This is a genomic window from Clostridium punense (genome assembly GCF_017874425.1).
In the GTDB taxonomy this organism is placed as follows: domain Bacteria; phylum Bacillota; class Clostridia; order Clostridiales; family Clostridiaceae; genus Clostridium_J; species Clostridium_J punense.
In genome coordinates this window covers 1-22,642 of the sequence record NZ_JAGGLL010000053.1, presented here as the reverse complement: position 1 = coordinate 22,642, position 22,642 = coordinate 1, and the positions used below count along the sequence as shown (strand labels likewise).

19 protein-coding genes, 2 pseudogenes and 1 riboswitch are annotated in these 22,642 nt (G+C 31.8%); of the genes and pseudogenes, 3 read left to right on the top strand and 18 right to left on the bottom strand.

Annotated features, from left to right (window positions below; all coding sequences use genetic code 11):
* Positions 1–112: 112 nt before the first annotated feature.
* A riboswitch (purine riboswitch) is annotated at positions 113–212 on the bottom strand.
* 65 nt (positions 213–277) lie between these two features.
* The 4 genes from J2Z44_RS19840 to J2Z44_RS19825 form a co-directional block, all read right to left on the bottom strand.
* Positions 278–1,420 (bottom strand): P-loop NTPase family protein, encoded by a 1,143-nt coding sequence (locus tag J2Z44_RS19840; protein WP_021283855.1) that lies wholly within the window; start codon positions 1,418–1,420, stop codon positions 278–280.
* 66 nt (positions 1,421–1,486) lie between these two features.
* Positions 1,487–2,305 (bottom strand): TPM domain-containing protein, encoded by an 819-nt coding sequence (locus J2Z44_RS19835; protein WP_021283854.1) that lies wholly within the window; start codon positions 2,303–2,305, stop codon positions 1,487–1,489.
* Positions 2,298–3,341 carry a TFIIB-type zinc ribbon-containing protein gene (locus J2Z44_RS19830; RefSeq protein WP_021283853.1) on the bottom strand — a complete coding sequence of 348 codons (1,044 nt, stop codon included), beginning with the start codon at positions 3,339–3,341 and terminating at the stop codon, positions 2,298–2,300. Before J2Z44_RS19830 ends, J2Z44_RS19835 begins: the two co-directional genes overlap by 8 nt.
* Before the next feature lie 21 nt (positions 3,342–3,362).
* On the bottom strand, positions 3,363–4,850 hold the full coding sequence (locus J2Z44_RS19825) for an SPFH domain-containing protein (protein WP_021283852.1): 1,488 nt from the start codon (positions 4,848–4,850) through the stop codon (positions 3,363–3,365).
* Positions 4,851–5,111: 261 nt separating this feature from the next.
* On the opposite strand from J2Z44_RS19825, the gene J2Z44_RS19820 reads away from it, so the two are divergent.
* Entirely contained in the window at positions 5,112–6,587 is a 1,476-nt protein-coding gene (locus J2Z44_RS19820; protein ID WP_021283851.1) for a hypothetical protein, read from the top strand.
* A 73-nt stretch (positions 6,588–6,660) separates the two neighbouring features.
* Here J2Z44_RS19820 and hydE read toward each other — a convergent pair whose 3' ends face one another.
* On the bottom strand, positions 6,661–7,692 hold the full coding sequence (gene hydE / locus J2Z44_RS19815) for a [FeFe] hydrogenase H-cluster radical SAM maturase HydE (protein ID WP_021283850.1): 1,032 nt from the start codon (positions 7,690–7,692) through the stop codon (positions 6,661–6,663).
* Between the two features lie 266 nt (positions 7,693–7,958).
* On the opposite strand from hydE, the gene J2Z44_RS19810 reads away from it, so the two are divergent.
* Positions 7,959–8,486: a helix-turn-helix domain-containing protein gene (locus J2Z44_RS19810; RefSeq protein WP_021283849.1), complete on the top strand. Its 528-nt coding sequence runs from the start codon at positions 7,959–7,961 to the stop codon at positions 8,484–8,486.
* Positions 8,487–8,847: 361 nt separating this feature from the next.
* Complete coding sequence (locus J2Z44_RS19805; protein WP_021283848.1) at positions 8,848–9,744, top strand: AraC family transcriptional regulator; 897 nt, start codon at positions 8,848–8,850, stop codon at positions 9,742–9,744.
* Positions 9,745–10,027: 283 nt separating this feature from the next.
* Here the strand turns inward: J2Z44_RS19805 and baiCD are convergent, their stop codons facing one another.
* The 13 genes and pseudogenes from baiCD to J2Z44_RS19745 all read right to left on the bottom strand — a co-directional run bounded on the left by baiCD (position 10,028) and on the right by J2Z44_RS19745 (position 22,297).
* A complete protein-coding gene (baiCD, locus tag J2Z44_RS19800) occupies positions 10,028–11,962 on the bottom strand; it encodes a bile acid Fe-S flavoenzyme BaiCD (protein ID WP_021283847.1) in 1,935 nt (644 codons plus the stop codon).
* A 208-nt stretch (positions 11,963–12,170) separates the two neighbouring features.
* Positions 12,171–12,755 (bottom strand): TetR/AcrR family transcriptional regulator, encoded by a 585-nt coding sequence (locus J2Z44_RS19795; protein ID WP_021283846.1) that lies wholly within the window; start codon positions 12,753–12,755, stop codon positions 12,171–12,173.
* A gap of 206 nt (positions 12,756–12,961) precedes the next feature.
* Positions 12,962–13,705: a lysoplasmalogenase family protein gene (locus tag J2Z44_RS19790; RefSeq protein WP_209649993.1), complete on the bottom strand. Its 744-nt coding sequence runs from the start codon at positions 13,703–13,705 to the stop codon at positions 12,962–12,964.
* Between the two features lie 195 nt (positions 13,706–13,900).
* Entirely contained in the window at positions 13,901–14,758 is an 858-nt protein-coding gene (locus J2Z44_RS19785) for an adenylate kinase family protein (RefSeq protein WP_021283844.1), read from the bottom strand.
* A 312-nt stretch (positions 14,759–15,070) separates the two neighbouring features.
* Positions 15,071–16,033 (bottom strand): NAD(P)H-dependent glycerol-3-phosphate dehydrogenase, encoded by a 963-nt coding sequence (locus J2Z44_RS19780; RefSeq protein WP_021283843.1) that lies wholly within the window; start codon positions 16,031–16,033, stop codon positions 15,071–15,073.
* An 84-nt stretch (positions 16,034–16,117) separates the two neighbouring features.
* Positions 16,118–16,435, bottom strand: coding sequence for a MazG nucleotide pyrophosphohydrolase domain-containing protein (locus J2Z44_RS19775; RefSeq protein WP_051186150.1), 318 nt, complete (start codon positions 16,433–16,435; stop codon positions 16,118–16,120).
* Positions 16,436–16,718: 283 nt separating this feature from the next.
* Positions 16,719–17,096: pseudogene (locus J2Z44_RS19770) on the bottom strand (N-acetyltransferase family protein); the annotation flags it as partial.
* Positions 17,097–17,109: 13 nt separating this feature from the next.
* Positions 17,110–18,135, bottom strand: a complete 1,026-nt coding sequence (locus tag J2Z44_RS19765) for a DUF1835 domain-containing protein (protein ID WP_021283840.1) — start codon at positions 18,133–18,135, stop codon at positions 17,110–17,112.
* A gap of 344 nt (positions 18,136–18,479) precedes the next feature.
* Positions 18,480–18,896, bottom strand: coding sequence for an NUDIX hydrolase (locus J2Z44_RS19760; protein ID WP_021283838.1), 417 nt, complete (start codon positions 18,894–18,896; stop codon positions 18,480–18,482).
* A 201-nt stretch (positions 18,897–19,097) separates the two neighbouring features.
* Positions 19,098–20,690: an ATP-binding cassette domain-containing protein gene (locus J2Z44_RS19755; RefSeq protein WP_209649992.1), complete on the bottom strand. Its 1,593-nt coding sequence runs from the start codon at positions 20,688–20,690 to the stop codon at positions 19,098–19,100.
* Positions 20,691–20,692: 2 nt separating this feature from the next.
* Entirely contained in the window at positions 20,693–21,493 is an 801-nt protein-coding gene (locus J2Z44_RS19750; RefSeq protein ID WP_342591527.1) for an ABC transporter ATP-binding protein, read from the bottom strand.
* A gap of 48 nt (positions 21,494–21,541) precedes the next feature.
* Positions 21,542–22,006, bottom strand: a pseudogene (locus J2Z44_RS21690) (ABC transporter transmembrane domain-containing protein); the annotation flags it as partial.
* Positions 22,007–22,057: 51 nt separating this feature from the next.
* A complete protein-coding gene (locus J2Z44_RS19745) occupies positions 22,058–22,297 on the bottom strand; it encodes a hypothetical protein (RefSeq protein WP_021283836.1) in 240 nt (79 codons plus the stop codon).
* Positions 22,298–22,642 lie beyond the last annotated feature (345 nt).

Sequence of the window (22,642 nt, the reverse complement as noted above, 5' to 3'; positions counted from 1 at the left end):
TTTTTTTACACAAACTCTCAAAAGCAACAATTCCAAGGCCTTCCAGGCATTTTGCTAGCGCAAAAAAAGTTGAATTTCCTATATAATAAAAAAACCTGATTACGAAGAAAATACCGCTGGGTATTTTCTTCGTAATCAGGAATTATTGGCTCCTGGTAGAAACCTCCAAACCATATTATTGGAGTTATACGAAGTTTTAAAATTTATTGCTTTTTAATAGTATAATAATTATTATTTTTCATGTCAAGTACACTTTTAACAATGATATAGTTTATCTTTAAATACGACCAAATACCATACCAACGTTTCCATAAGAAGCTGCTGTATCTTTACCACTTATTACAAACTTAGTAACACCTCCAATTTCATCACTTATAAACACCACATCTAGAGTACTTGCTTCTATATGAAAACTATTATTGTGAATTGGTATTAGTTCTTCTTTATAAGTTAAGTTAGTATAAAAAAATAATCGCTCATCTTCAAGTTTTATGTGAATTTCTCTTTGAATTTCTTTATTATAATAACTACCCACATACTTTTCTAGTGTTGTAACTGGTAAAACCTTCTTATCATAAAAATTTAGGCTTAAGGATTTTATTATTTCCCTTCTATAACTATCCCAAATTCCCTTTGAATTCTCTATGGGGATTTTAGCTATATTAAATTCAGTAAAAAGTTCATCTCCTATACTTCTATACTCTTTAAAAAATTCTAGTGCTCCCTCTATACCACTTAACCCTCTGCTCTTCCCATAGTCACTTTCACATACCATGTTTATGATATAATCGGTAAAATCCGCTCCTCTAAAATCAAATATCTTTTTAATAGCTTTTTCAACATCCTCTTGATAAAGATATATTAAGGTAGGGTTACTTTCTTTTACAAAGGCTAAAAGATTATTTATATATCTTTTTATTTCTTCTTTAGGCTTATTGCTCAAAAGCATGGTTACAATAGGTCCTTGAAGTAAGCTGCTTTCTATAATAGTAATTTCTTCAGATATTTTTATATTACTGCTATATTCTCTCCACATCTGAGCTTTTAACTCCATGTAGGTATCTACATTACTATTCTCTACATCATAACTTTCTAACTCACCTAAAAGCTCCTTTGGCAGTATTTCCTTATATCTTCGTTCTAACTCTATATATTTATAAAAATACATTCCGTACTTTTCTTCCATTTCATTCTCTAGTATGGTTCTAAAATCACTATACTTGTTTAAGATTTCTTCATTTTTATATTTATCTATGCAGGCAACACTACAAAATTCTAAAGGGTGATATAATCCTACTTCATAATACCACTGTGCCTTTACATGATTTGCTTGAAGCTGGTGCGCAATAAATTGAGCTATAGTGGACTTTCCTGAGCCAGGAAGCCCCTCTACTATAATTAATTTAGATTTCAACTCCATTGCTTTATCCCCCTTATTTCACTGTAATTTTATAAACATAAAACTTAAAAGTTATATTTATATTATCTAAAAGCTTCCACCGCCACCACCATGAGTTTCTCCGCTACTACTGGTATGTGTACTACTATTATTATCACTATTTGATGAGGTTTCAATTTTTGTTCTACTAATAGCTTCCCTTATGAAATCATCTCTAGAATCTAAAAGTTTGAAAGAACCGCCTTCATAAGTTCTATTATTTATTGTTACCTTTCCTTTACTTGATAAAGAGGCTATTATGGTAGCAACTAAAGCTATGCCCAATGCTGCTAAATACACTGGAAAGAACTTTATCATCCTTACCACTCTTTTTAGATAAGGTTCTTTTGGTGCTGATGGATCTTTACTGGTCTTCTGTCCCTTTGGTACTCCAAGCTTCCCGTAATTCTCAACAGCCTTCACAAAAACTTTACAACCACTACCATAATTCTTTTTACCAAGTTCATTGTTAACTTGCTTTACCATATCTTTTATTCTTCCATCAGTAAAAATTTCGATTGCCTTACCTTTGCTACTTATCCACGCTTCCCTCTTCTCCATATTTATAAGAAGTAATATTCCTGAATGATCACTGCCAACTCCAAAGCCATTCTTGTCATAGTAGTCATCTGCGAAATCCCTAGAACTTTTCCCCTTTGTATCTTTAGTTGTAACTACAACCACATCAAAATTTAACTCTTTTTTTACACTTTCTATCATAGTTTGAATTTCTTTAGCTTCACTGTCTTGTAGTAAATTTATATAATCCTTAACATTTTTCTCTTCTGTTGCTGCACTAACCTTTATAGCTGGTGTTAGCAAAAGAAAAATAAAAACAAGGACCATAGCACTAACTTTCTTAAACAAACAAAGCACCTCCAAACACAGCTAAAACCCATACTATAGCGAATATAACTCCAGCAAAAGCCAGTTGTTTAGAACGACTAATTGGGGTATCCCCAACTACCTTTCCAGTTTGGCCATTTATTATAAAAACATGATCCTTACCTTTATATTTATTAATTAAAAGGTATATGGGAAGCATTGAATAGTCTTCCTTAGAATTAGATATCCTCATTTCATTGCTTCTTACAGAATAGGAGTCATATTCATTTACAGTGCCTTTTAATCTTTCCTCAAAGTACTCCTCTACTCTTTCTTTAAGTATGCCCTTTGCTTCTTCTGATTCTACATCATACTTCTCAGCCATAAACCCTGACATATATTGCATAGAGAACTCCTTTAAATCTTTATAATTATAAGGTTCAATTAAATGCATATACTTATCATCTAACTTTTTAGAAGCATCTACAGGAACTTTATGATATTCTGCATTTCCACTTCTAACTACTCTATAGTACTTAGTCTTAGTATATCTATACTCCCCATCTTCCCAAGCAGTAACTCTAGTTCCTTCTCCCTCAATAAATCCTTCAGTTTTGCAATCAAAGAGCCAAAAAGGGGCATATATTCCAGTTATCTTATCAATTTCTCTTTTACCCTTGAATTCATTAGGAGCAAATCTACGATTCCCAATCCAGTTCTTATAAATATCCTTAGCTTGTTCTTGTGTTAATTTGAAAGGAATTAGAGCTTTAGGTTTGAATTTTCCTGAAAATCTACTTTTAATAATTGTAGGGCTTTTGCAATATAGGCAAAAGGTAGCAGAAGTTGTTCCATCTGCTATTAGCTCAACTCCACAACTAGTACACTTATAGGAGTCTAGCTCTGGAGTATCTTCCTTAAGGGATTCTTCTTGTGATTGATCTTGATGAAATGCTGCATCAAGTTCTTCTTTTGTAAATTCACTGAAACAATAATTACATTTCCAATTTTGAGTAGGAGGGTAAAACTCCAACCCTGCTTTACAGTTGAGACATTTATATTCCTTTACTGAACTCATTATAATTCTCCTTGAAAATTTTTAACTTTTATATTCTTTGTCTCTATGATCAAACTTATCTCCACACTTTGGACAAAATGCAGGAGGATTTTTAGCATCCTCTGGAACCCATCCACAGCTATTACATTTAAAGAATGCTTCTTTTCCAAAATTATCTGGCTTTTTACTTCCACATTTACTGCAAAATAAATCCTCAGTTCTATTACCACAGGAACACGTCCACCTCTTCTCCTCTGGTTTCTTAGAGCCACAACTTGGGCAGAATATTCCATCAGTAACATATCTTCCACAGCTACACTTCCATCCGTTGTCCTGTTTATTTTCAGTAACAACTCTCTTTGCACCACACTTAGCACAGAAGTTAGCCTCAGCAGTCATATTATTTCCACAGATACATACCCAGCCCACTGCTTGTGATTGTGCAATATTACTTTTTTCATAGTTTGCCTGTTGGTTAGGCATAGCTCCCATAGCACCAGCCATGTTCATTCCCATAGACATTCCTGCAAAGCCAACCATTGATCCGCCATCATTAGCTCCGGCTGCTTCTAACCCAGAAGCTAGGCTTCCTGTCATACGAGCAGCTCTTGCATTTGGATCAAACAATATAGAATCATTAGCATACTTTTCAAGTAAGCTATCTGTTTTTTCATCAAAGGATATTCCTGCAATACCTACACTTTGAATATAAAAACCTCTTTTAGTAAGCCACTCTTTATCTAAAACCTCAGCCATATATTGTCCAAGTTCCATGGTTCTAGTTGTAATGTCTGAAACTAATACATGGTTTACAGATAAATTAGCTAAAGCTGTAGTGTAAGCTTGTAAAAATTCATTTAAGTACTGTTCTCCCATATCACTAGATGTTACGGCACTCTTCCCTACTTTACTGCAAACTTCAGTGTAAAAAAGAATTGGATCGCCAATCTTTATTGAGTAAGTTCCAAAAGATGTAACCTTGCATGGAACTACTCTTCCAGGAACTAGTACTCTATCCGTATAGGATACTGGATTTCTTGTTCCAAATCTAATGTTAGGAATTTCTTGCTTATTAATATAAATAACTCTTTGCTTTGCTGGTGTTGTGCCACCAAACTTAAAACGTTCCCAAGAATCCTTTAAAGTGTTAGCCAGTCCGCCTTGGCGCTGAATAGAACTTCCTCCTGTATTTCCATATCCTGAAATTTCAGTTCCTTCTTCTGATTGGAAAAATATAGAGGGTGACCTTGAGTTATCAACTTGATAATACCCAGGTTCATCTGTTGCTGAAACAATTTTTCCCCCATCAACTAAAAGCATAAATACATTTTCAGGTACATGTATAACGGAACCATTAGATATCACATCTTCAGTTCCCCTTCTATTTGAACTACGCCAATTTCCTTTTCTTACAAAGACTCCATAAGATGCTAAAGTTGTGTTGTCCATTTGTTCAGGCTCAATAGTTTCAAGCCATTGGTCCGCAAAAGCACCTCCAATTGAACTAGTAACTGCTTTAAAAATACCCATGAAATTATCTTCCTTTCTAAAATAAGTAACAATTCTCTCCATTACTAGTAACATTTATATGAAATAATGTTCTTATTTATCCATAAAGTACATAAATCTATAAAATATTACAATTAAATTATACCATAGGTTAATCCTATCTGCCCCTATATTTGTATATTTCTATAGTGCACTACTGCACCTATTGCCTTGGTCTGCATATAATATATTACAACTTAGTACAAGCATAACAGGAAAATATATAAATAAGGAGTTAATAATATGATAGCACTAAATAAAATCACACCTTTTAATGGATTTTATGAAAACCCAATACTTGGCCAGCAAAACAACTATGCTTGGTCAATGTCTGAGTTAGGTGATTATATTTATGTTGGTACAGGTAGAAATATAGTATTTTCAGTTGCTGTTGGAGTATTTAATATTCCTCCAGAAAGAGTTCCTAAGGCATTTATACCAACTCTTCCTCCCGATATGAATGCAGAGATATGGAGATATAATAAAAATGGAATGGAACCTTGGCAGAGAGTTTTTAAATCAACTCCTCAAAACTTTAGTAATGGTTTTAGATTTATGATTAACTATACTTTAAGAGATGGAAGGGAGATTCTTGTAGCTGCAGGTGGTAATTTTAGTGGTTTGAATATCTTAGTAAGTGAAAATGGTACAGACTGGTTACAAGCAAATAATGGTCTTTCTGCTGGTAACACTGTAAGATCTATGATTGTTCATAATGGTAAGCTTTATATGGGTGTTATGATCGGACTAGGCGGAACTACTGAAACCATTTTGTATGAAACTGAGAACCCTTTAAATGGTTGGACAAGAGTTACCTTTGGCAGCTCTCCAAATAATCCACGAGGCGAAATTGCCTCTATGGAATCTTTTAATGGACATCTTTATCTTGGAACTTCTCTTCCAGGTGGTTTTGAAGTTTGGAGGACTTTAGGTTATGAACCAATAGCAGATCAGTGGAAATTAGTAGTAGATAAAGGCGCTGGTGATGCTTACAATGAGCATGCTCTAAGCATGAAGACTTTCAGAGGTCAGCTTTATGTTGGTACAGGTATCTGGTTTGGAATCTACAGCATAGCTAGCACTCCTTCTAATCTAAGATTGATTCCTCCAAAAGGATTTGATTTAATTAGAATATGCAAAAATGACAGGTGGGAAGTAATAGTTGGTAGCACTCCTCTATCTCCAACTAATCCAGTAACCAATGGAATCAGAAATCCAAAGATTCCTGCTGGTTTTGGATTTATCTCAAATGCTTATTGCTGGCAATTAGAAGAATATGATGGAAAACTTTACTGTGGAACTTGGGATTGGTCAGTGCTTATCCCTACAATTATTGCCTCTATAATAAATAATATAGATGATATAATAGGGCTTCTAAGAAATAATTCGTCTCTTCTAGAGACAATTTTACCAAATAATATAACCCTGCCTTCCTTGGATGAGGAAAACTTAGGTAACCTTCTTCCTATAATAAAGGCTATCCTAAAATTTATTATAACCTCCCTTCCTACTATGGGCGGAGATTTATGGGTTTCTGAAAATGGAGAGTCCTGGCTTCCAATTTCTCTAAATGGTCTTTGTAACCCCAAAAACTATGGTATGAGAAAACTCTTCTCTGCAGATGATGGCAGACTTTATGTAGGTACCGCAAATCCTTACCAAGGTTGTGAAGTTTGGAGATCTCAACCCCAAGGTTCTTGTTATAGACCTAGGTGTTAAGTAATATAAAATTTATTTCCTAGAAAATATTTAAGGAGATGACCTTGGTCATCTCCTTTTAATAATGCTTAATCTAATTTTTATTTTTATTTCTATATCCGTACTGATCAGAAACTCTTCTACCTATAGCATTAATCTTTCCAGTGATACAGTTTCTGCAATGCCCTGGAGTATCATTGACACAAATTTTTCCTGGATAAAGAGCATATAGCTTTCTATACTCTCCTTCAGTAACATTTGGCATAACTACATTAGCCCCACTTTGAAGAGCAATTATTCTTCCTTGCTTATTTAAAGATTCCATTGCAGTAGTTGCTGGAATATTTATATCAGGAAGCAATAATCTTGTAATCGCCATTACTTTTAAACTTACTGTAAAGTCTCCACCTTTTTCGTCTTTTAAAGGAGTGTCTTCATTAGGTATAAAAGGCCCAATTCCAATCATATCAGCATTAATACTCTTAAAGAATAATATATCTTCTGCAAGAGATTCCATGGTCTGATTTGGAAGTCCAACTAAACAGCCAGTACCAACCTCAAAATCTAGTGCTTTTAAATCCTCAAGACATCTCATTCTTTCTTCATGACTCATACCTGGGTCCATATCTTCGTAAAGCTTCTTATCAGTAGTTTCAATTCTTAATAAGTATCTATCTGCACCAGCTTCCTTATAAGCTTTATATTCCTCTGTGGTCTTTTCTCCAAGACTTAAAGTCATAGCTACATTAAGCTTTTTAATTTCTTTAATTATATAAGTCATTCTCTCCACATTATAATAGTCATCTTCCCCACCTTGAAGTACTAAAGTCTTATATCCATAACCAACAGCTTTTTTAGCTAAATCAACTATTTCTTCTGGTTGAAGCCTATATCTTTTTATGTTACTATTTTGTGCTCTTAGCCCACAATAAAGACAGTTCCTTTTACATATATTTGTAAATTCGATTAAGCCTCTTAAGTGAACCTCATCTCCAACATATTTTTTTCTAACTCTATCAGCAGCTTCAAAAAGCTCCTTATCATACTCATTACTATTTAATAAAGAAACTATTTCATCCTTAGTCAACTGATGTAACTCTTCTGCTTTTTTAATTAATTCCAGCATAAAAACGCCTCCTTGCTCTGTTGTTACTCACAAAATTCCCTCTATATTTAAATACAATAAAATTTCTTCTTTAACAAATTTCTGTACTTGCTTTCATTATATCAGAAATTTAAGAACATTCCATATAAATATAATAACTTCTTTCAACTAATAGTTTAGTTTTCAAGGCTTTCTATAAACCATAGGATTATTGTATATAAATGGATAATAATTTATCATTATATTATAGAAACCGGTTTTAAGTAATAGTTGGAGATGATATAAAAGTGGATATAAATAAAATTGGAGAATATATTCAAACCCTAAGAAAAAAGAAAGGTATAACTCAGGCTCAATTAGGTGACAGGCTTAATATATCTTACCAAGCTGTCTCAAAATGGGAACGTGGAGAAGCGCTTCCTGATACCCTATTACTACTTGATTTGGCAATTATATTAGAAACTACTGTAGATAATATTTTAAATGGAGGGGAAAGATTAATGAATTTTAACAAAAAAATATCAACCAAAGATATAAAGCTTGGAATAGATAATCTATCGAATATAGGAAATTTAATAGGTAAAGATAATACTATTTATAGCGGCATGGTAGAAGGTATAAATAGTAGAATGAATATAGATTTAGAGGACTGCTTCAGTGATCCTTATAAAAAGGAAGCATTAGTTGTAGAAATAATAGTACAAAACCTTATAAATGGTGACTATGTAGATATTTCTGATGCACAGAGCTATTTACAATATGACCATTGGAAAAACATGGTATCAAAATATGCTAATAAATATGGAATTAAATAAATCTTATAATATTTACCTTGATTAGTTTTAAAAAGCTAGTAGAAAAGGTTTTCTACTAGTTCTTTTTATTTTATAAATCACCGTCCTATTATGTCTTAAGATTTTTATACTGCTAAATTCAATAAAACTGAGAATCGCCTTAATATCATATAAAAGGATTTACCCCTATACTTTATCACAAGTAACAGCATATATACTCTGTACAACATAGTTACTTAAATTCCGAAAAGCTACTGAAAAAACTTTTTTAATAATTCAGTAATTCACATGATCAATTAGCAAAATAGGAAAAGTACAATATTTGCTAATATGATAAAATATATTTACAGTACTGACATAAACTTTTTAAATGGAGGCTCCAATGAACAATATTGATATAACTCAAAAAGTATTAAATTATATAGATGACCATATAACAGAAAAACTTACTGGTGAGGAACTAGCAAGCTTTGCTGGATTCTCTACTTATCATTTTTATAGAATTTTTAGAACCCTTGTTGGTGTAACCATAATGAATTATGTTACAAAGAGAAAGCTACAATTTGCTCTTTATGAACTAAGTATGGGAGAAAAGGTATTAGATATTGCCTTGAATTATGGGTTTGAAACTCATGCTGGTTTTACCAAAGCTTTTAAGAAATACTTTGGATATGCTCCAAACTTCTATAGAATACATGCAGCAATTACAGTACCTCAAAGAGTAGATTTAAAAAAGTTAAATGCAAATAAAACTGGAGGAATTATTATGGAGCCTAAAATAATTGAAAAAGAAGCCTTCAAAATTATTGGCTATAGGTTTGAAACTACACTAAAGAATAATGCTCACTCAAGAGATATTCCTGCCTTTTGGGATAAGTGTGGCACTGGTGATTCAGAAAGAAACTTATATGCTTCACAAAACACTGTAAAGCATGGTGAATATGGGCTTTGTGTAAATACAAATTCAGATTCAGAGGAATTTTCTTATGTATTAGGGGTGGAGGTTACTGACTTTTATAATGCTAAAAAAGATATGTACACTCTTTTGGTGCCTAAAGCAACTTATGCTGTTTTTACTACCCCAGCCGTCGAGGATAAAGATTTTGTTGCTTCAATTGAAGGTACTTGGAAATACATCCTCGAAGAATGGTTCCCAAGCTCTGGATATGAAATTGATGATTCAAAATTAGATTTTGAATTTTATGATGAGCGTTGTCACCCTTGGGAGTATGAAAAAATTTCCATGGATATCTATGTGCCAGTAGTGAAAAAGCAATAAAATATGTTTTCAAAAATCTTATATCTTTGCAATAAGATTAAAATTATTGAGCTGATTCAAAATAAATGTGAATTAATTTAATATTAATATAGCCATGAATAATAGAGGCGAATAAATTTTCTAGTTATCCATGGCTTCATTATTGTTTAAAATCTTTATGAAGTATTTAACAACATCTTATTTGATAAAAAAGTTTTATAATGAACTAAATGAAATTTATACTCTAGTATAATTTTGTTTATTAACTTAGTACCAATAGTGTTTACTAAAAATAACCATGCGTCTAAATATCTCTTGCAATAGCAGCAGCTTCTGCGGTAGAGTTAAGTGCTCTACGTGCTCTTAGCGCATCTCCTATTACATAGTAAGGAATACTGTTTTTCTCACAGTAATCTTTTATATCATCAAACTTGCGTGATCTAGCCCCTATAGCAACAACTACAAAATCACAGCTTATTTCTTCTATTCTACTATCCTTTTCAATAACAACAGAGTTTTCTTTTATTTTAACACATCTTGCATTAGTTACAGTATTTACTCCAGCTTGATGTAAACTTTCCATCACTACAATCTTACGTAAATCTCCAAGATCTTTTCCTACTTGGTCGAGCATTTCAACCACAGTAACTTTTCCTGATCTATGAACTACAAGTTCTGCAACCTCTAAGCCTACAAGTCCCCCACCTATTATTACAACCTCACCTTCAACCTGCACTTTTCCTGCAAGCACTTCATGAGAATTTGTAACTTGTGGTAGTTCTGCCCCAGGGACATTTAGCTTCATTGGCTCAGCTCCAATGGCAATTACTACCTCTTTTGCTTGGGTTTCTCTTATAAGCTCTGGAGTAACAGGAGTGGATAATCTAATTTCAACACCTGCTGCCTTTGCTTGTTCTCCCATAGAAATAGCTGCTTCCTTCATTTCTTCTTTTCTTGGAGCTGCACCAGCAAGAACAAATTGTCCTCCAAGAGAATCTGAAGCTTCACATAAAATTGGATTGTGACCTCTTTGCTTTAATGTAATTGCTGCTTCAAGCCCAGCAACTCCACCACCAGCTATCAATATAGTTTTCGCCTGATCAGTTTTAATTAACTTATACTCTTCTTCTCTTCCAAGAGCTGGATTTCTAAGACAAGTTATATAAGGCACTTCTGTGGATACAAAGCCATCATAACAACCTTGATTACATCCTACACAGCGAACAATACTCTCTACCTCCCCTGACTTTGCTTTATTACAAAATTCAGGATCAGCTAATTGTCCACGACCAATTACTACCATGTCAGCCTTCCCATTAGAAATTATTTCTTCAGCTTGTGCTGGATCGTTAATTCTTCCTACAGCTACTGTTACCATTCCAGTTTCTCTTTTTATTCTTGCAGCATTTTCAACATTAAATCCTCTTGGTAAATCCACTGGCGGTACTTCATATTTAATTGCAGCTGTGGAGAAGTTTCCCCTTGAAATATCTAATACATCAACACCTGCTTTTTTTGACATTTTACAAAACTCTATAATTTCTTCTATAGTCAATCCATTTTCTAAATAGTCATCATGTGCATCTATACGCATAAATAATGGCATATCATTAGGAATATTATTTCTGATAGACTCTATACATTCTATTAAGAATCTTGAGCGATTTTCAAGGGATCCACCATATTCATCTGTTCTGTGATTAAAAGCTGGACTTATGAAGGAGTGCGGCACATAGTTATGTCCTGCATGAAATTCAACACAGTCATATCCTGCTTCTACAGCTCTTCTAGCTGCTTCTCCGAAGGCTTTTGTAGCTTCTTTAATATCTTCAATGGTCATTCCTGGAATTACATATCCCCCTTGAACTTTCATATCACTAGGCATCATTATTTTTGCCTCTGGGTCACTACCAACGGCTAATCCTCCTAACCAAAGTTGTATTCCTACCTTACCACCAGCATTATGAACTGCATCAGATAACTCTTTTAAACCTTCTATATACTTATCTTCCGCTATAGATAGAAATTTTTTAGGTGCAGCCGGTGCATACACAGAACATACTTCTGTAAAATTTAACCCATTACCGCCTAAAGCTCTTGCCACATGATAATCTATAAGCTGTTTAGTTACAAATTTATCCTCAGTAGCCATCTTTGTTCCCATTGCTGGAAACTCAATTCTGTTTCTCAATTCTAAACCTCTAATTCTAATTGGACTAAAAAGATTAGTAAAATTCATTGTAACTCCCTCCATCATCAACCACAAATTTGTTTGAAATCTTAAATAAATATTATATTTACTTAAATATCTATTAAAGAGATTGTATATCATTTCACAATGTTAATCAATATGTTTTAAACAATCTGTTTTAATTTGTGCAAAAAAAATAGGCTGCTTTATATTTATATAAGCAACTTATTTTTTTAGATAAAATACCTTTATATAACTAATTTCTTTTTAATTTACATATAATAAATTTAATATATTGTAACCTTGTATCCCTATCCAATATACTATCATTACTAAATTGTAATGGTCCCATATTATTGACAGGATGCAATATGGATGATAAAAATATCATTCTATTAAATACAAACTCTTCCTGGCTACATCCAAGTACATTTAAAAGCACCTTATCTAATTTTGAATTCATCTCTTCAGTTACCTCAATGATTCTTGATGCCATCTCACTTTTTTCTACTTCATAGGCCGCTTCTTTCTGAATAACTATAACTCCAGGATACCTTATAGAATACTCCATTATTTCATTGGCACATAATATTACTTTTTCCTCATTGCTGTAGGAATCATTATCTAAAATATTATATGCTTCAAGGGTATTATGTATATAAAACTCCTGAACTTGTTTCATCATTTCTTCTTTGGTTCTAAAGTAATAATTTACAGCACTTACATTTACTCCAGCTTCTTTTGCAATAGCTCTAATAGGTACATTAGATGCCCCATTTCTTCCGATCAAATATAATGCTCTATCTAATATCTTTTCTTCAACACTTTTTAATTCTCTCATTTTTCACCTCGAAAACTTTAAGCCTTAGGGCTCAAACAACACAATTAATCTAAGACTTAAATTCACTGCCCTTAATATGTTAAAACTATATGCTTATATAATACATTTAATAATTATTATACTTGACATATTATTATATCAAAAATAACTTCCCATGTATAGGATTGCATGTTCTAAGGCCTGATAAGTCTTTCAATTCTACCTGTTTAAGTTTGAGATCCTTTACTTTTAAAGCCACTACATGCTAAAAGCACTTGTGATGGGGCATAAAATAACCAAATTAAATATCCTATTAAAAATTTAATTTTTGGAGTAATCATGTTATTTAATGTTGTTTCTCCGATTAATGCATTTAGTCCTACATTTATATCACATAGAAAAAAAAGGCACATCCCAATTCCAATTAGATATGAGGATTTTTTTGAATACTTGCTTCTTTTAAGAGTGCTTAAAGCAACATATACACTAGTTACTAATAATGCAGCATAAATTAATGCAAGAAAAACTAAGTTGTTATCTAAAGGTTCTAATTTTACTCTAAAGAATATCAAAATTGAAAAAATTATACTAGTGCATAAAAATATAAGGTTTCTATATCTCTTCTTTTCCATATAAGAATGTCTTAAAATATAAGTTATTTGTACAATACAAAAGAAAAAAATTCCTAAGGGGAAATTATCCTGTATTAAAAGGTAGTAATCAGCAATTAACGTAAATAGTTTTGACAATTGTAATAATATTGTATCCCTTCTATTATATCCATTGCTCCCTATGAGTAGTGTAATAAGGAAGGAAATAATAATAATAGTATATTTCAAATAAATAGAATAGGGATTTCCAAGACTTTTAGTAAGGACATCCATAAATAAAAAAATTATATAAATAAAAATACAAGCGATTAAGCTAAGCTGAATAAATAATCTTTTAGTACCGTACTCTTTAGCTACCATGAATTAACGCTCCTAAATTTTAGATTTTATATTATTAAACCCGTCAACAACTGCTACCATAAGAATTACTACTACACTTGTTACTTGGTATATAATTAAATTTGGCTCTTAGGTTTTCCTAATAGCCTTTCGGATACCCATAGGAAGATTTAATACTCTTCTATATGTTTAAAACCTGTATATTAAATGCAATAATTAGGTACAATGACTTAAATTCATCAAAAATGCAGGTATTCCTAATTCCTCTAAAACATTGTTTACAACTTTTTCGATTGATTCTTCAACTTTTAAGCTACCATCCTCATTGTATACTGGCTGATGTGCATCAACTAAGGAAACCATAGTTCTACCTAAGTGTCTTTTCAAATAGTCGGCACAAGGCTGTACCTTATCCACGTAAAATTCATATCTTCTTTCTAGACTATCCTCAGTATCATCAATACGCCTTCTATTGTAAGCTCTAGCTTTCATTTGTTCCTTTGTTATAAAAAGATGCAAAACTTTAATTATGGAGATATTTAGGTTTTGAAAAGTATTTAAGAGTTTTTCCGCTGCCACCTCTGTCCTCGGATAGCCATCTAAAATAAACAGACCTTTACAAAGCTCTGGAGTGCTTTCAAATAACGAACTAATTATACTTGCTGCCCAATGATCTGGTATCAATAGACCATTTCCCACACAAAATTCTAACCAATGAAACTGTGAAATAGTATTAGAGTGTAATCCTAAGAATAAAACTATATCATTAAAATAACTTTCAGCCTTTTTTATAACTTCAGGTGTGTTTTTACCTTTATCGAAAATAGATACATTACTACTAATTTTATATCTTTCCCCTAAAGTACATTTAAACTCTTCATTCTTATTTGCTTTCGTTATAGTTCTACGTAAAATATCCCCCATGGACAAATGTCTTTCTTGTGGAATAGATAAGAAGTTGCATAGTGATTTAGCAATTTCCCCCTTTCCACATCCTGAAGGTCCAATAAGTAGAATTGCACCATCTCCCTGAACTCTAACCTTGTCTATAATAATATTTAAATTTCTTTTCATTGCCTGCTCCTCGTTTCAAATTTATAAATCCTATACAAAACCATCATATTTCGAAACTTTTTAATTTAATGTGATATAAGAGCTTATTATGTAGCTTTATTTAAGAGTCACTGTAATTATTATTATTATTATGCATCATTGTTATAATATGTTTTTTACCTCTTTATAATTACAAATTTTTTATAAAATTGAAGATCCCTCAAAGTAAAATCCTGAAAAGGACTTTAACTCTAAGGAATCCTCTTATAAGTCACTAGAAAATAAATAACAAACTTAATATACTGACTTATTAATTTTTTCGAAATGCCTAACTTAAAATTCAAACTTAACAGGTCTTAAAAATAAATCCAATAGGGTTTGCTCTGAACACTTTTCATTGAAAATAACCTCGTACAAAGCATTACAAATTGGAAGTTCTACATCATACTGTTTCGATAAGTTTCTAAGAGCTTCAAGAGTAGCAACCCCTTCTGCAAGCTTAGTAAACTTTCTTTCCCCAACAAAATCCTCTCCAAACCTCCGATTATTGCTAAAAGGTGAGAATAAAGTTGCTTCATAATCTCCAAGATGACTTAATCCGTAAATAGTAATGTCATTACCTCCCATTGCTCTAACAAGACGAGATATTTCTCTAGTTCCTCTAGCCATTAAAGCTCCCTTTAGACTAGTATAGTTTACTCCATCTAGCATACCAGCAGCAATACCCATAACATTCTTCGTAGCTGCTCCAATTTCATTACCCACAAGATCTTGTCCATAATAAAATCTAATCAAATCACTGTTAAAAGCATTAACCACAGTCTTTGTTACTTCAATATTTTCACTACCTATTACCATGCAATTTGGTATATCTCTAACAAAATCCTGTACATGCCCTGGACCAAGCCATACAGCCACATTTGTACTGGAACCTAACTCTTCCTTAAAAACTTGAGATAGACGTTTTCCACTTGTTGCCTCTAACCCTTTCATACACAAAACGAATATTTTCTCTTGAACCTTAGATATAAGCAGTAATTGTTTTGCAAGATTTCGTAGTTGTTGAGCACTTATTGAGATAATTATAATATCCGCAAAAGAAACTGCATCTTCCAAAGAATTTGTCAGCTTTATCTCTTCAGATATGGATAAGTACTCATTTTTTCTATTTTCCTTTAGCTGAAGAAGATTACCAGAGCCCTCTCTTCCCCAAATACAAACATTATGTCCAACTTTATTAGCATACCAAGCTAAAAAAGTTCCCCATCTACCACATCCTAAAACTGAAATATTCATTTTAACCACCTCAAATTCAAAGTATATATTTTTTCTAAAACCTAAGTTTTAAAAATTTTTAAGTTTAAGTTATGCTTCTTCTAATTATTTTCCTGAACCCATATTCCCACTACTTGCAAATCTTTCTTTATACTTATTAAGTACCTGCTTTAAGCAATCTTCTAGGCTTGTGTTGCTTTCATTTGCCAAACAAATCAGAGAGAATAATACATCTCCAATCTCACTATCCCATTGTTCCGTTTTTTTGAAATCCTTGTTACCATAATTAGTTCCCTTCAAAACCTCCTTTGATAACTCTCCAACCTCAGAAGCTAAATCAATAACTCTTACATTGACATCTGAATTCATTCCTTTGCTCTTTGTAAAACTTTCAACTAGTTCTTGAATATGTTGTAAATTCACTTTTATCCGACCTTTCATTATATAAATACTCTATCTATAAGTAGAAATTCAAATATAAATTAATTACTTAAGCACAAAGCCTTATATCCTAACAGATATAAGGCTTCCTTTTAAACTTGTCAACTAATACAAAATATAAATACAATTATTATACCATAGTTCCATTATATGTAAAACGTATATTGAAATCAAGTTATAAATATCTATTCTTATATTTATAACTTGATTTCAATAAAAGAAGATATAGTGTTCATGAGAATTTCAGTGACTTTTCAGTGTAGTAATCCGCCCACATTAATATATTTTCTAATAACACTGACCCAATTCCATAGCCCCAATAGTCCTTTAATATGCATATTCCAAATTCTGCCTTATGCTTGAATCTACTTAGTGTATTTCCTTGTATCCTCGCAAACCCAACAATTTTCCCTTCAACTTCTGCTACCAAAAATATATTCCTTTCAGCAATTGAATCCTCATTAATAATCTTTTGAAAATCTTCTTTGCTTAGAAAACCTTCTCCAGACTCTCTATCAAGATTTTCAGTTTCTCCATCAATTTTTAAACGCAAATTAGTCAGCTGAGCTGCATCTTCCTTATTAGCACAACGTAATACCCAATCAAGTCCTTTGTGCTGAATCAATTTATTATTAATAAGCATCTGCTACCCTCCGCTAATCTTTAAGATTTTTAATCTGACCTATAGTTAATCCTGTTTTTTCTGCAATAATTTCGTTGTCTAAAATGCCAACAAGTTTCCTAGCTATAGCCACTCTTTCTTCCATTCTTCCTTGCCTTCTACCTTCTTCTAAAAGTTCACTTTCCCTTTGGTATTCTTGTTCCCTACCTTTCCAAAGTGTCAACGCCTCTTTATTTGTGCTTAAGAGCTGAAGTCCATTTTCTGTTATTTTAATTTCCATTTCTCTCATAACACCAAATTTCCCTCTAAACTCTATCATACCTGCTTTCACAAGTTCTTTAATTCTCCAAAATATATAAGAATCCGAAATAGGAGTTTCACTTAAACCTAATACCATTCCCACTGTTCTTGCTGCCCTTTTAAATTTCTTCTGGGTATATTTTAATATATCTATATCGAAATAGTCTTCATTTACACTTTCCACTTTGTCATTTTTAAATATACGAAGTAAGGAACTTTCTCTTTTTAATGCCTCCCACTGCTTAATGAAGTCCTCATATTCTTTAGGCTCAACTTTTCTTTTTAATCTAATAAAGGGTTGAAGCTTCTCAGCATCAACTTCTCCTACTGCTCTATATGAAAATAATTCACCAATGGGAGTTTCATAAATTACTTCAGAAACATTTACAAGATAAATACTAGGATTTTTCACCTTTAAAAGTTCTAAAGTATAAAGCATGGCACAAAACTCATTGCCAGAGTTTCCATACCATAGATAGACGGTGTCTTTGTCATTAATTTCTGAAATATGTTTTTTGAAACTTGCATAATATTGTTGTAGCTCATCATCCTCAAAAGAGTATGTGTCGTCTTCTCTAAAAATCTCATTTAGCCATTTAATTCTTTCCTCTACAGTTACACCATTTCCTATATATCCATTTGAAATATCATCCCAAAAGGTAACAACCTTATCCCCTATTGATAGTTTCTTTGTGCTGATAGCATATTTCAGACACCCTCCTGCGCTATCTGAAAAGCATATATGTATAATACTACTCATAAAATCATCACCTTTATCTCATTATAAAACTTGGTCAATTTACTCTAGGGTAACCTTACTAAGCTATTAACTACTCCTATCACAATTATCACGCACCAGAAAAGCATTATACTAACAATAATTATTTTAATAACATCAAATTTTTTATAGTTATTCTTCTCTTTATTTTCTTTATTTTTGAGAATATCATAAACTGCTAAGTTCAATAAAGCGAAAGGGATTAATTGCATAGTAGGAATTTTAGTTAGCAATAGACACCCTATTAATATAATTGATGCTAAAACACAGAGCAGTTTAAATATTTTATACTTATTATTCAATCTTATCACCCTCACTTAATAATATTATTTTCTTAGAAGTATATCCCTTGACATTTTTACATGTTCAATAATATGACCAATATTTCCTTCTCCTGCATATTTAGTTACCTCAAAGAAGTTCTCATCTAAATGTGTCCATAATAACTCATTCTCATCACCATATACTTTAAATTCTTTATTTAACCTTCCCACATAAACCTCCAGGTAGCAATTGTGAATATAATATGCAAAGTCCATTAAGTGAGTTAAAGTTATGTCATTACTTGAAATTCCTGTTTCTTCTTCTAGCTCCCTGTATGCAGCATCTAAGCCTTCTTCATTAGGTTGTATCTTTCCTCCAACTAAATTTAATAAACCCTTGTATGGTTCTTTTCTTCTTTTACACATTAGTAGTTTTTCACAGTTATTATCATAAACTGCTATTACATTAAAACCTTCCATGGTTATCCCCCTTTTATACTTATTGGTAATTTTATTATGTCTTGTTTTTACATTAATTACAATGTTTCTTTATGCAATTTATAGTATAAGCAAATAAACAAGCCATTAAAAAGACAGAATATCCCTTTGGATTTTCCACATTTTTAATGACTCATTTTTAATAAACTTATCCTATATTATTTTAGTATTTACGTGTTATCCTTACTTAATATCCATATCCACAATAATATCTGCATATTTTAAAAGTTCATAGTCATGGGTTATATATATAGTAGTTTTTGATTTATCTTCAAGAATTTCTTCAATTAATTCTCTTCCTTTGCTATCTAAATTATTAAAGGGTTCGTCCATTAATATTATGTTGGGATTTCTAATTAAGGTTCTAGCAATGGATACCCTTTGTTTTTCTCCCCCAGATAAGTTGTTTCCTAACTCCATAGATTCCTTATGCTTTATCTCAGTCAATCCAACCTTTTCTATGCACTTTTCTAATTCTTCTTTAGAAGCCTTAATATTACTTATGGAAATATTGTTATAAATATTTGACTTAAATAAAAAGGGCTCTTGCTCCATATATACTATATTATTTCTAAAGTCAATTAAATCAAAATTCCCTAGCTTTGTTCCATTAATTTTCATACTCCCTTCATAGCCATCATAAAGCCTACTTATAACCTTTAGTAAAGTTGATTTTCCACTTCCATTAGCCCCTACAATTGCAACCTTATCACCTTTTTTTATAGTAAATGATATATTGTGAAAAGCTTTATTAAAGCTATGAAATTCATAAGCAAGATTTTTTACTTCAAGTGTTGAAAAGTTTTTTAGCTTCTTCTTACCACTTACCTCTTCCAATAAGTAAAATTCTACAACCCTATCTAAACATTGAGGAAGTAGCCTACAGTTCTTAACTATTTCACAAATATCTTTATATATATCTTGAACCTTGCTAAAATACACCATCATAGCAGCTATAGCACCTGATTTAATGCTTCCTGAAGAAACTAGAACAGTTCCTAATAAAAGAACTGCTACTTGGCATAATAAATTACTTGATTTATTGGCTAACTCCACTATACTATTACATTTTATAACTCTTTTTATAGTTTTCTCATAGTAAGTATTAAAGGTATTTGAAAAATCCTTTAGTATCTCCTTTTTAATTCCATACACTTTTATAAACTTAAAGTTTAGGCATATATCACTTTGCATATCTCTGGATTTTTGTTCATACTCTTTTCTTTCTAACTTGTACTTTTTCTCAAAGCTACTACTAATAATTACTATAAAAACTGGTATTGCTCCAAGGAAAACACAAGCTAATCCGTAAGCCTTATTAATATTAAACAAGTTAGTGAAAAGTCCTAATGCTACAATTACGGTTGCAACTGAAGTAGAAATAATTGTTACCACTGTCCACATTAATTCATTTGCATCCATCTCCAGTCTATAAGAGATTTCTCCCACATCATAATTAATCATGTGTTTATAGGACTTACTTAAAAAGCGTTTCACAATAAGTCTTTCGTATTTAAGGGATGCCTTAAACAAAATACAATTAGCTATATATCTAATAAAAGGTATAATAACAATTGTAATTGTAATTGCTAGAACTAATGCCATAAAACTTTCCTTAGCTATAGTTTTACTACCATTAATTGCAGCGTCTGCAAAACTTCCTATTATGCTTCCTGTAAAAATAACTAAATATCCGGAAATAACCTTATTAATGGCATTCATACCTATAACTGTCCACATAATTTTAAGAATATCCTTTATTACCTTCCTTTTCATCCTCAGCCCTCCCCCCTTTCAACAGTAACTCCCCCTTCACATAAATTGATTTTCAAGTTACAAATGTCCATAAAATAGGGATCATGGGTTATCATAACTATCGTACTTTTGCTATGCTTTAAAATATCCTTAAGCACATTCTTCCCACCTATATCAAGAGAATTGCTTGGTTCATCTAAAAATAATATTTCCTGTTGTTTCAGCAAGCTTATTATTAAGTAAATCTTCTTTTTCTCGCCCCCAGAAAGCTTATTAATTCTTTCATTTTTTATTAGTTCATCTGTTAATTTAAAGTTTTTCCCATAACCGAATACTTCTTTCTTTCTCAGAACTCGTCCTTGCTCTAATATATCTAATAGCTCCTCTAAGGATTTAGAAAACCCTCTTTCTTCTTGAAAGTTACAAGAAATTGACTTATAATACTTTTCCAAATCTAAACTTCCTAAATCCATGCCATTAAAAAATACATGTCCACTATAATTATTGTAAAAACCCATTAAGATATTTAATAGGGTAGATTTTCCTGAACCATTAGCTCCACTTATAACAACTAAGTCTCCCTTTTTTATGCTGAAAGATATGTTCTTTAAAATAATATTATTTTCATACCGAAAAGAAAGATTTTCAACTTCTAAAATATCCGACTCTGCTGGTTTATTAATATTTGCCTTTAATTTTTCATAAGTCTTCTTATCTTTAATAATTAATAGCTGCAATCTATCCTTTGCTTTTTTAGCTACATATATTTCTGGAATAGCCCTGAAAATTCCATTAACTGCTGCATATAAACTCCCTGCCAACACAATTGCCTTAGCTCCTGCATCTAAAGTAATGACATTTTGGAGAAGAAAAAATCCTATTAAGCTATAAGTTCCAAATCTTAATATAATATCTACAGCACTTTCCATAGAGTTTTGGGTTTGAGCCGCTAATTCACTCTTTCTACCAACCTTTAAGTATGTATTATGAAGCTTTTTTAAGCCTTTTATGTAAGGCTCATATAGATTGAAAAGTTTGATAGTAGCCACTCCCCTATAGCCTTCTACAATATAGTCTGTTATTTGCCCCTCAATATCCATGGTTGCATCATAATTTTTCACCATGAACTTCTTAACAATGATAGGTGGAATAGCTTGTATTAAGCTAACTAATAAAACTACTATAGATAATCCCATATGATTAAGTCCAATAAATAGAAGATAACAAACAGTGGTGATACAGTTAACTAAGCAACTAGAATAAGACTTCGAATACAATCTGATAACTTCATCAACGTCCTTGGTGAAATTTACAATAATCTCTCCAGTAGACTTATTGACATTAAAGGAATTATTGAGAAAACAACTATAAACACGCTCCCGAAACTTCTAACTAGCTTTCTCTATTTCTCTCTGACTTAACATGTTGATAATAAAAATTAAAACCTGATATGAGATTATAAAAATTATTAACTTTAAAGATTTATTTTTTACGTTATCAATGTTGCCATCCCCTGCATAAAAAATAATTTTAGAAATAAATTCTGAAATTATCAAAGTAAAGGGTACTTCCATCAGTCCTTTTAAGCTGTTGATAATTGCACATTTATTTAGATGTTTTGTATTCATAATTAACTCCTATACCTCTATAAAATTTAGACATATACTAAGCAGCATATTTTCTAACCAAGTCCATACACTTGGACTAGTTATCTTATTAATAAAGATATTAATAACTTATTCTAGATATAAAAAAGGCGTGCCTCGGCACGCTCTCCCTTTTTGCCTCCAGCTCTTAGGCGTAGCCTGCTATCAAAAAAATACTTGTCTCTTAGACGATTTTTTAATCTACTACTACACTAATAATGCGAAGCATGGTAAATAAGCTATTCCTCATATGTATAAGTTATATTATGAACTCCTTCGTAGAACTTCGGTTTCATTATTCCACTGCATTTTTCACAATAAAATGCT

Excerpts from the sequence above, each read along its gene's own strand:
- J2Z44_RS19795 (WP_021283846.1), bottom strand. The coding sequence starts at position 12,755 with ATGAGAGAATTAAAAAGTGTTGAAGAAAAGATATTAGATAGAGCATTA.
- baiCD (WP_021283847.1), bottom strand. The coding sequence starts at position 11,962 with ATGAATTTTACTAATCTTTTTAGTCCAATTAGAATTAGAGGTTTAGAA.
- J2Z44_RS19765 (WP_021283840.1), bottom strand. The coding sequence starts at position 18,135 with ATGAGTAGTATTATACATATATGCTTTTCAGATAGCGCAGGAGGGTGT.
- hydE (WP_021283850.1), bottom strand. The coding sequence starts at position 7,692 with ATGCTGGAATTAATTAAAAAAGCAGAAGAGTTACATCAGTTGACTAAG.
- J2Z44_RS19830 (WP_021283853.1), bottom strand. The coding sequence starts at position 3,341 with ATGAGTTCAGTAAAGGAATATAAATGTCTCAACTGTAAAGCAGGGTTG.
- J2Z44_RS19840 (WP_021283855.1), bottom strand. The coding sequence starts at position 1,420 with ATGGAGTTGAAATCTAAATTAATTATAGTAGAGGGGCTTCCTGGCTCA.
- J2Z44_RS19785 (WP_021283844.1), bottom strand. The coding sequence starts at position 14,758 with ATGAAAAGAAATTTAAATATTATTATAGACAAGGTTAGAGTTCAGGGA.
- J2Z44_RS19820 (WP_021283851.1), top strand. The coding sequence starts at position 5,112 with ATGATAGCACTAAATAAAATCACACCTTTTAATGGATTTTATGAAAAC.
- J2Z44_RS19780 (WP_021283843.1), bottom strand. The coding sequence starts at position 16,033 with ATGAATATTTCAGTTTTAGGATGTGGTAGATGGGGAACTTTTTTAGCT.
- J2Z44_RS19825 (WP_021283852.1), bottom strand. The coding sequence starts at position 4,850 with ATGGGTATTTTTAAAGCAGTTACTAGTTCAATTGGAGGTGCTTTTGCG.
- J2Z44_RS19745 (WP_021283836.1), bottom strand. The coding sequence starts at position 22,297 with ATGAATACAAAACATCTAAATAAATGTGCAATTATCAACAGCTTAAAA.
- J2Z44_RS19760 (WP_021283838.1), bottom strand. The coding sequence starts at position 18,896 with ATGGAAGGTTTTAATGTAATAGCAGTTTATGATAATAACTGTGAAAAA.
- J2Z44_RS19790 (WP_209649993.1), bottom strand. The coding sequence starts at position 13,705 with ATGGTAGCTAAAGAGTACGGTACTAAAAGATTATTTATTCAGCTTAGC.
- J2Z44_RS19755 (WP_209649992.1), bottom strand. The coding sequence starts at position 20,690 with ATGAAAAGGAAGGTAATAAAGGATATTCTTAAAATTATGTGGACAGTT.
- J2Z44_RS19805 (WP_021283848.1), top strand. The coding sequence starts at position 8,848 with ATGAACAATATTGATATAACTCAAAAAGTATTAAATTATATAGATGAC.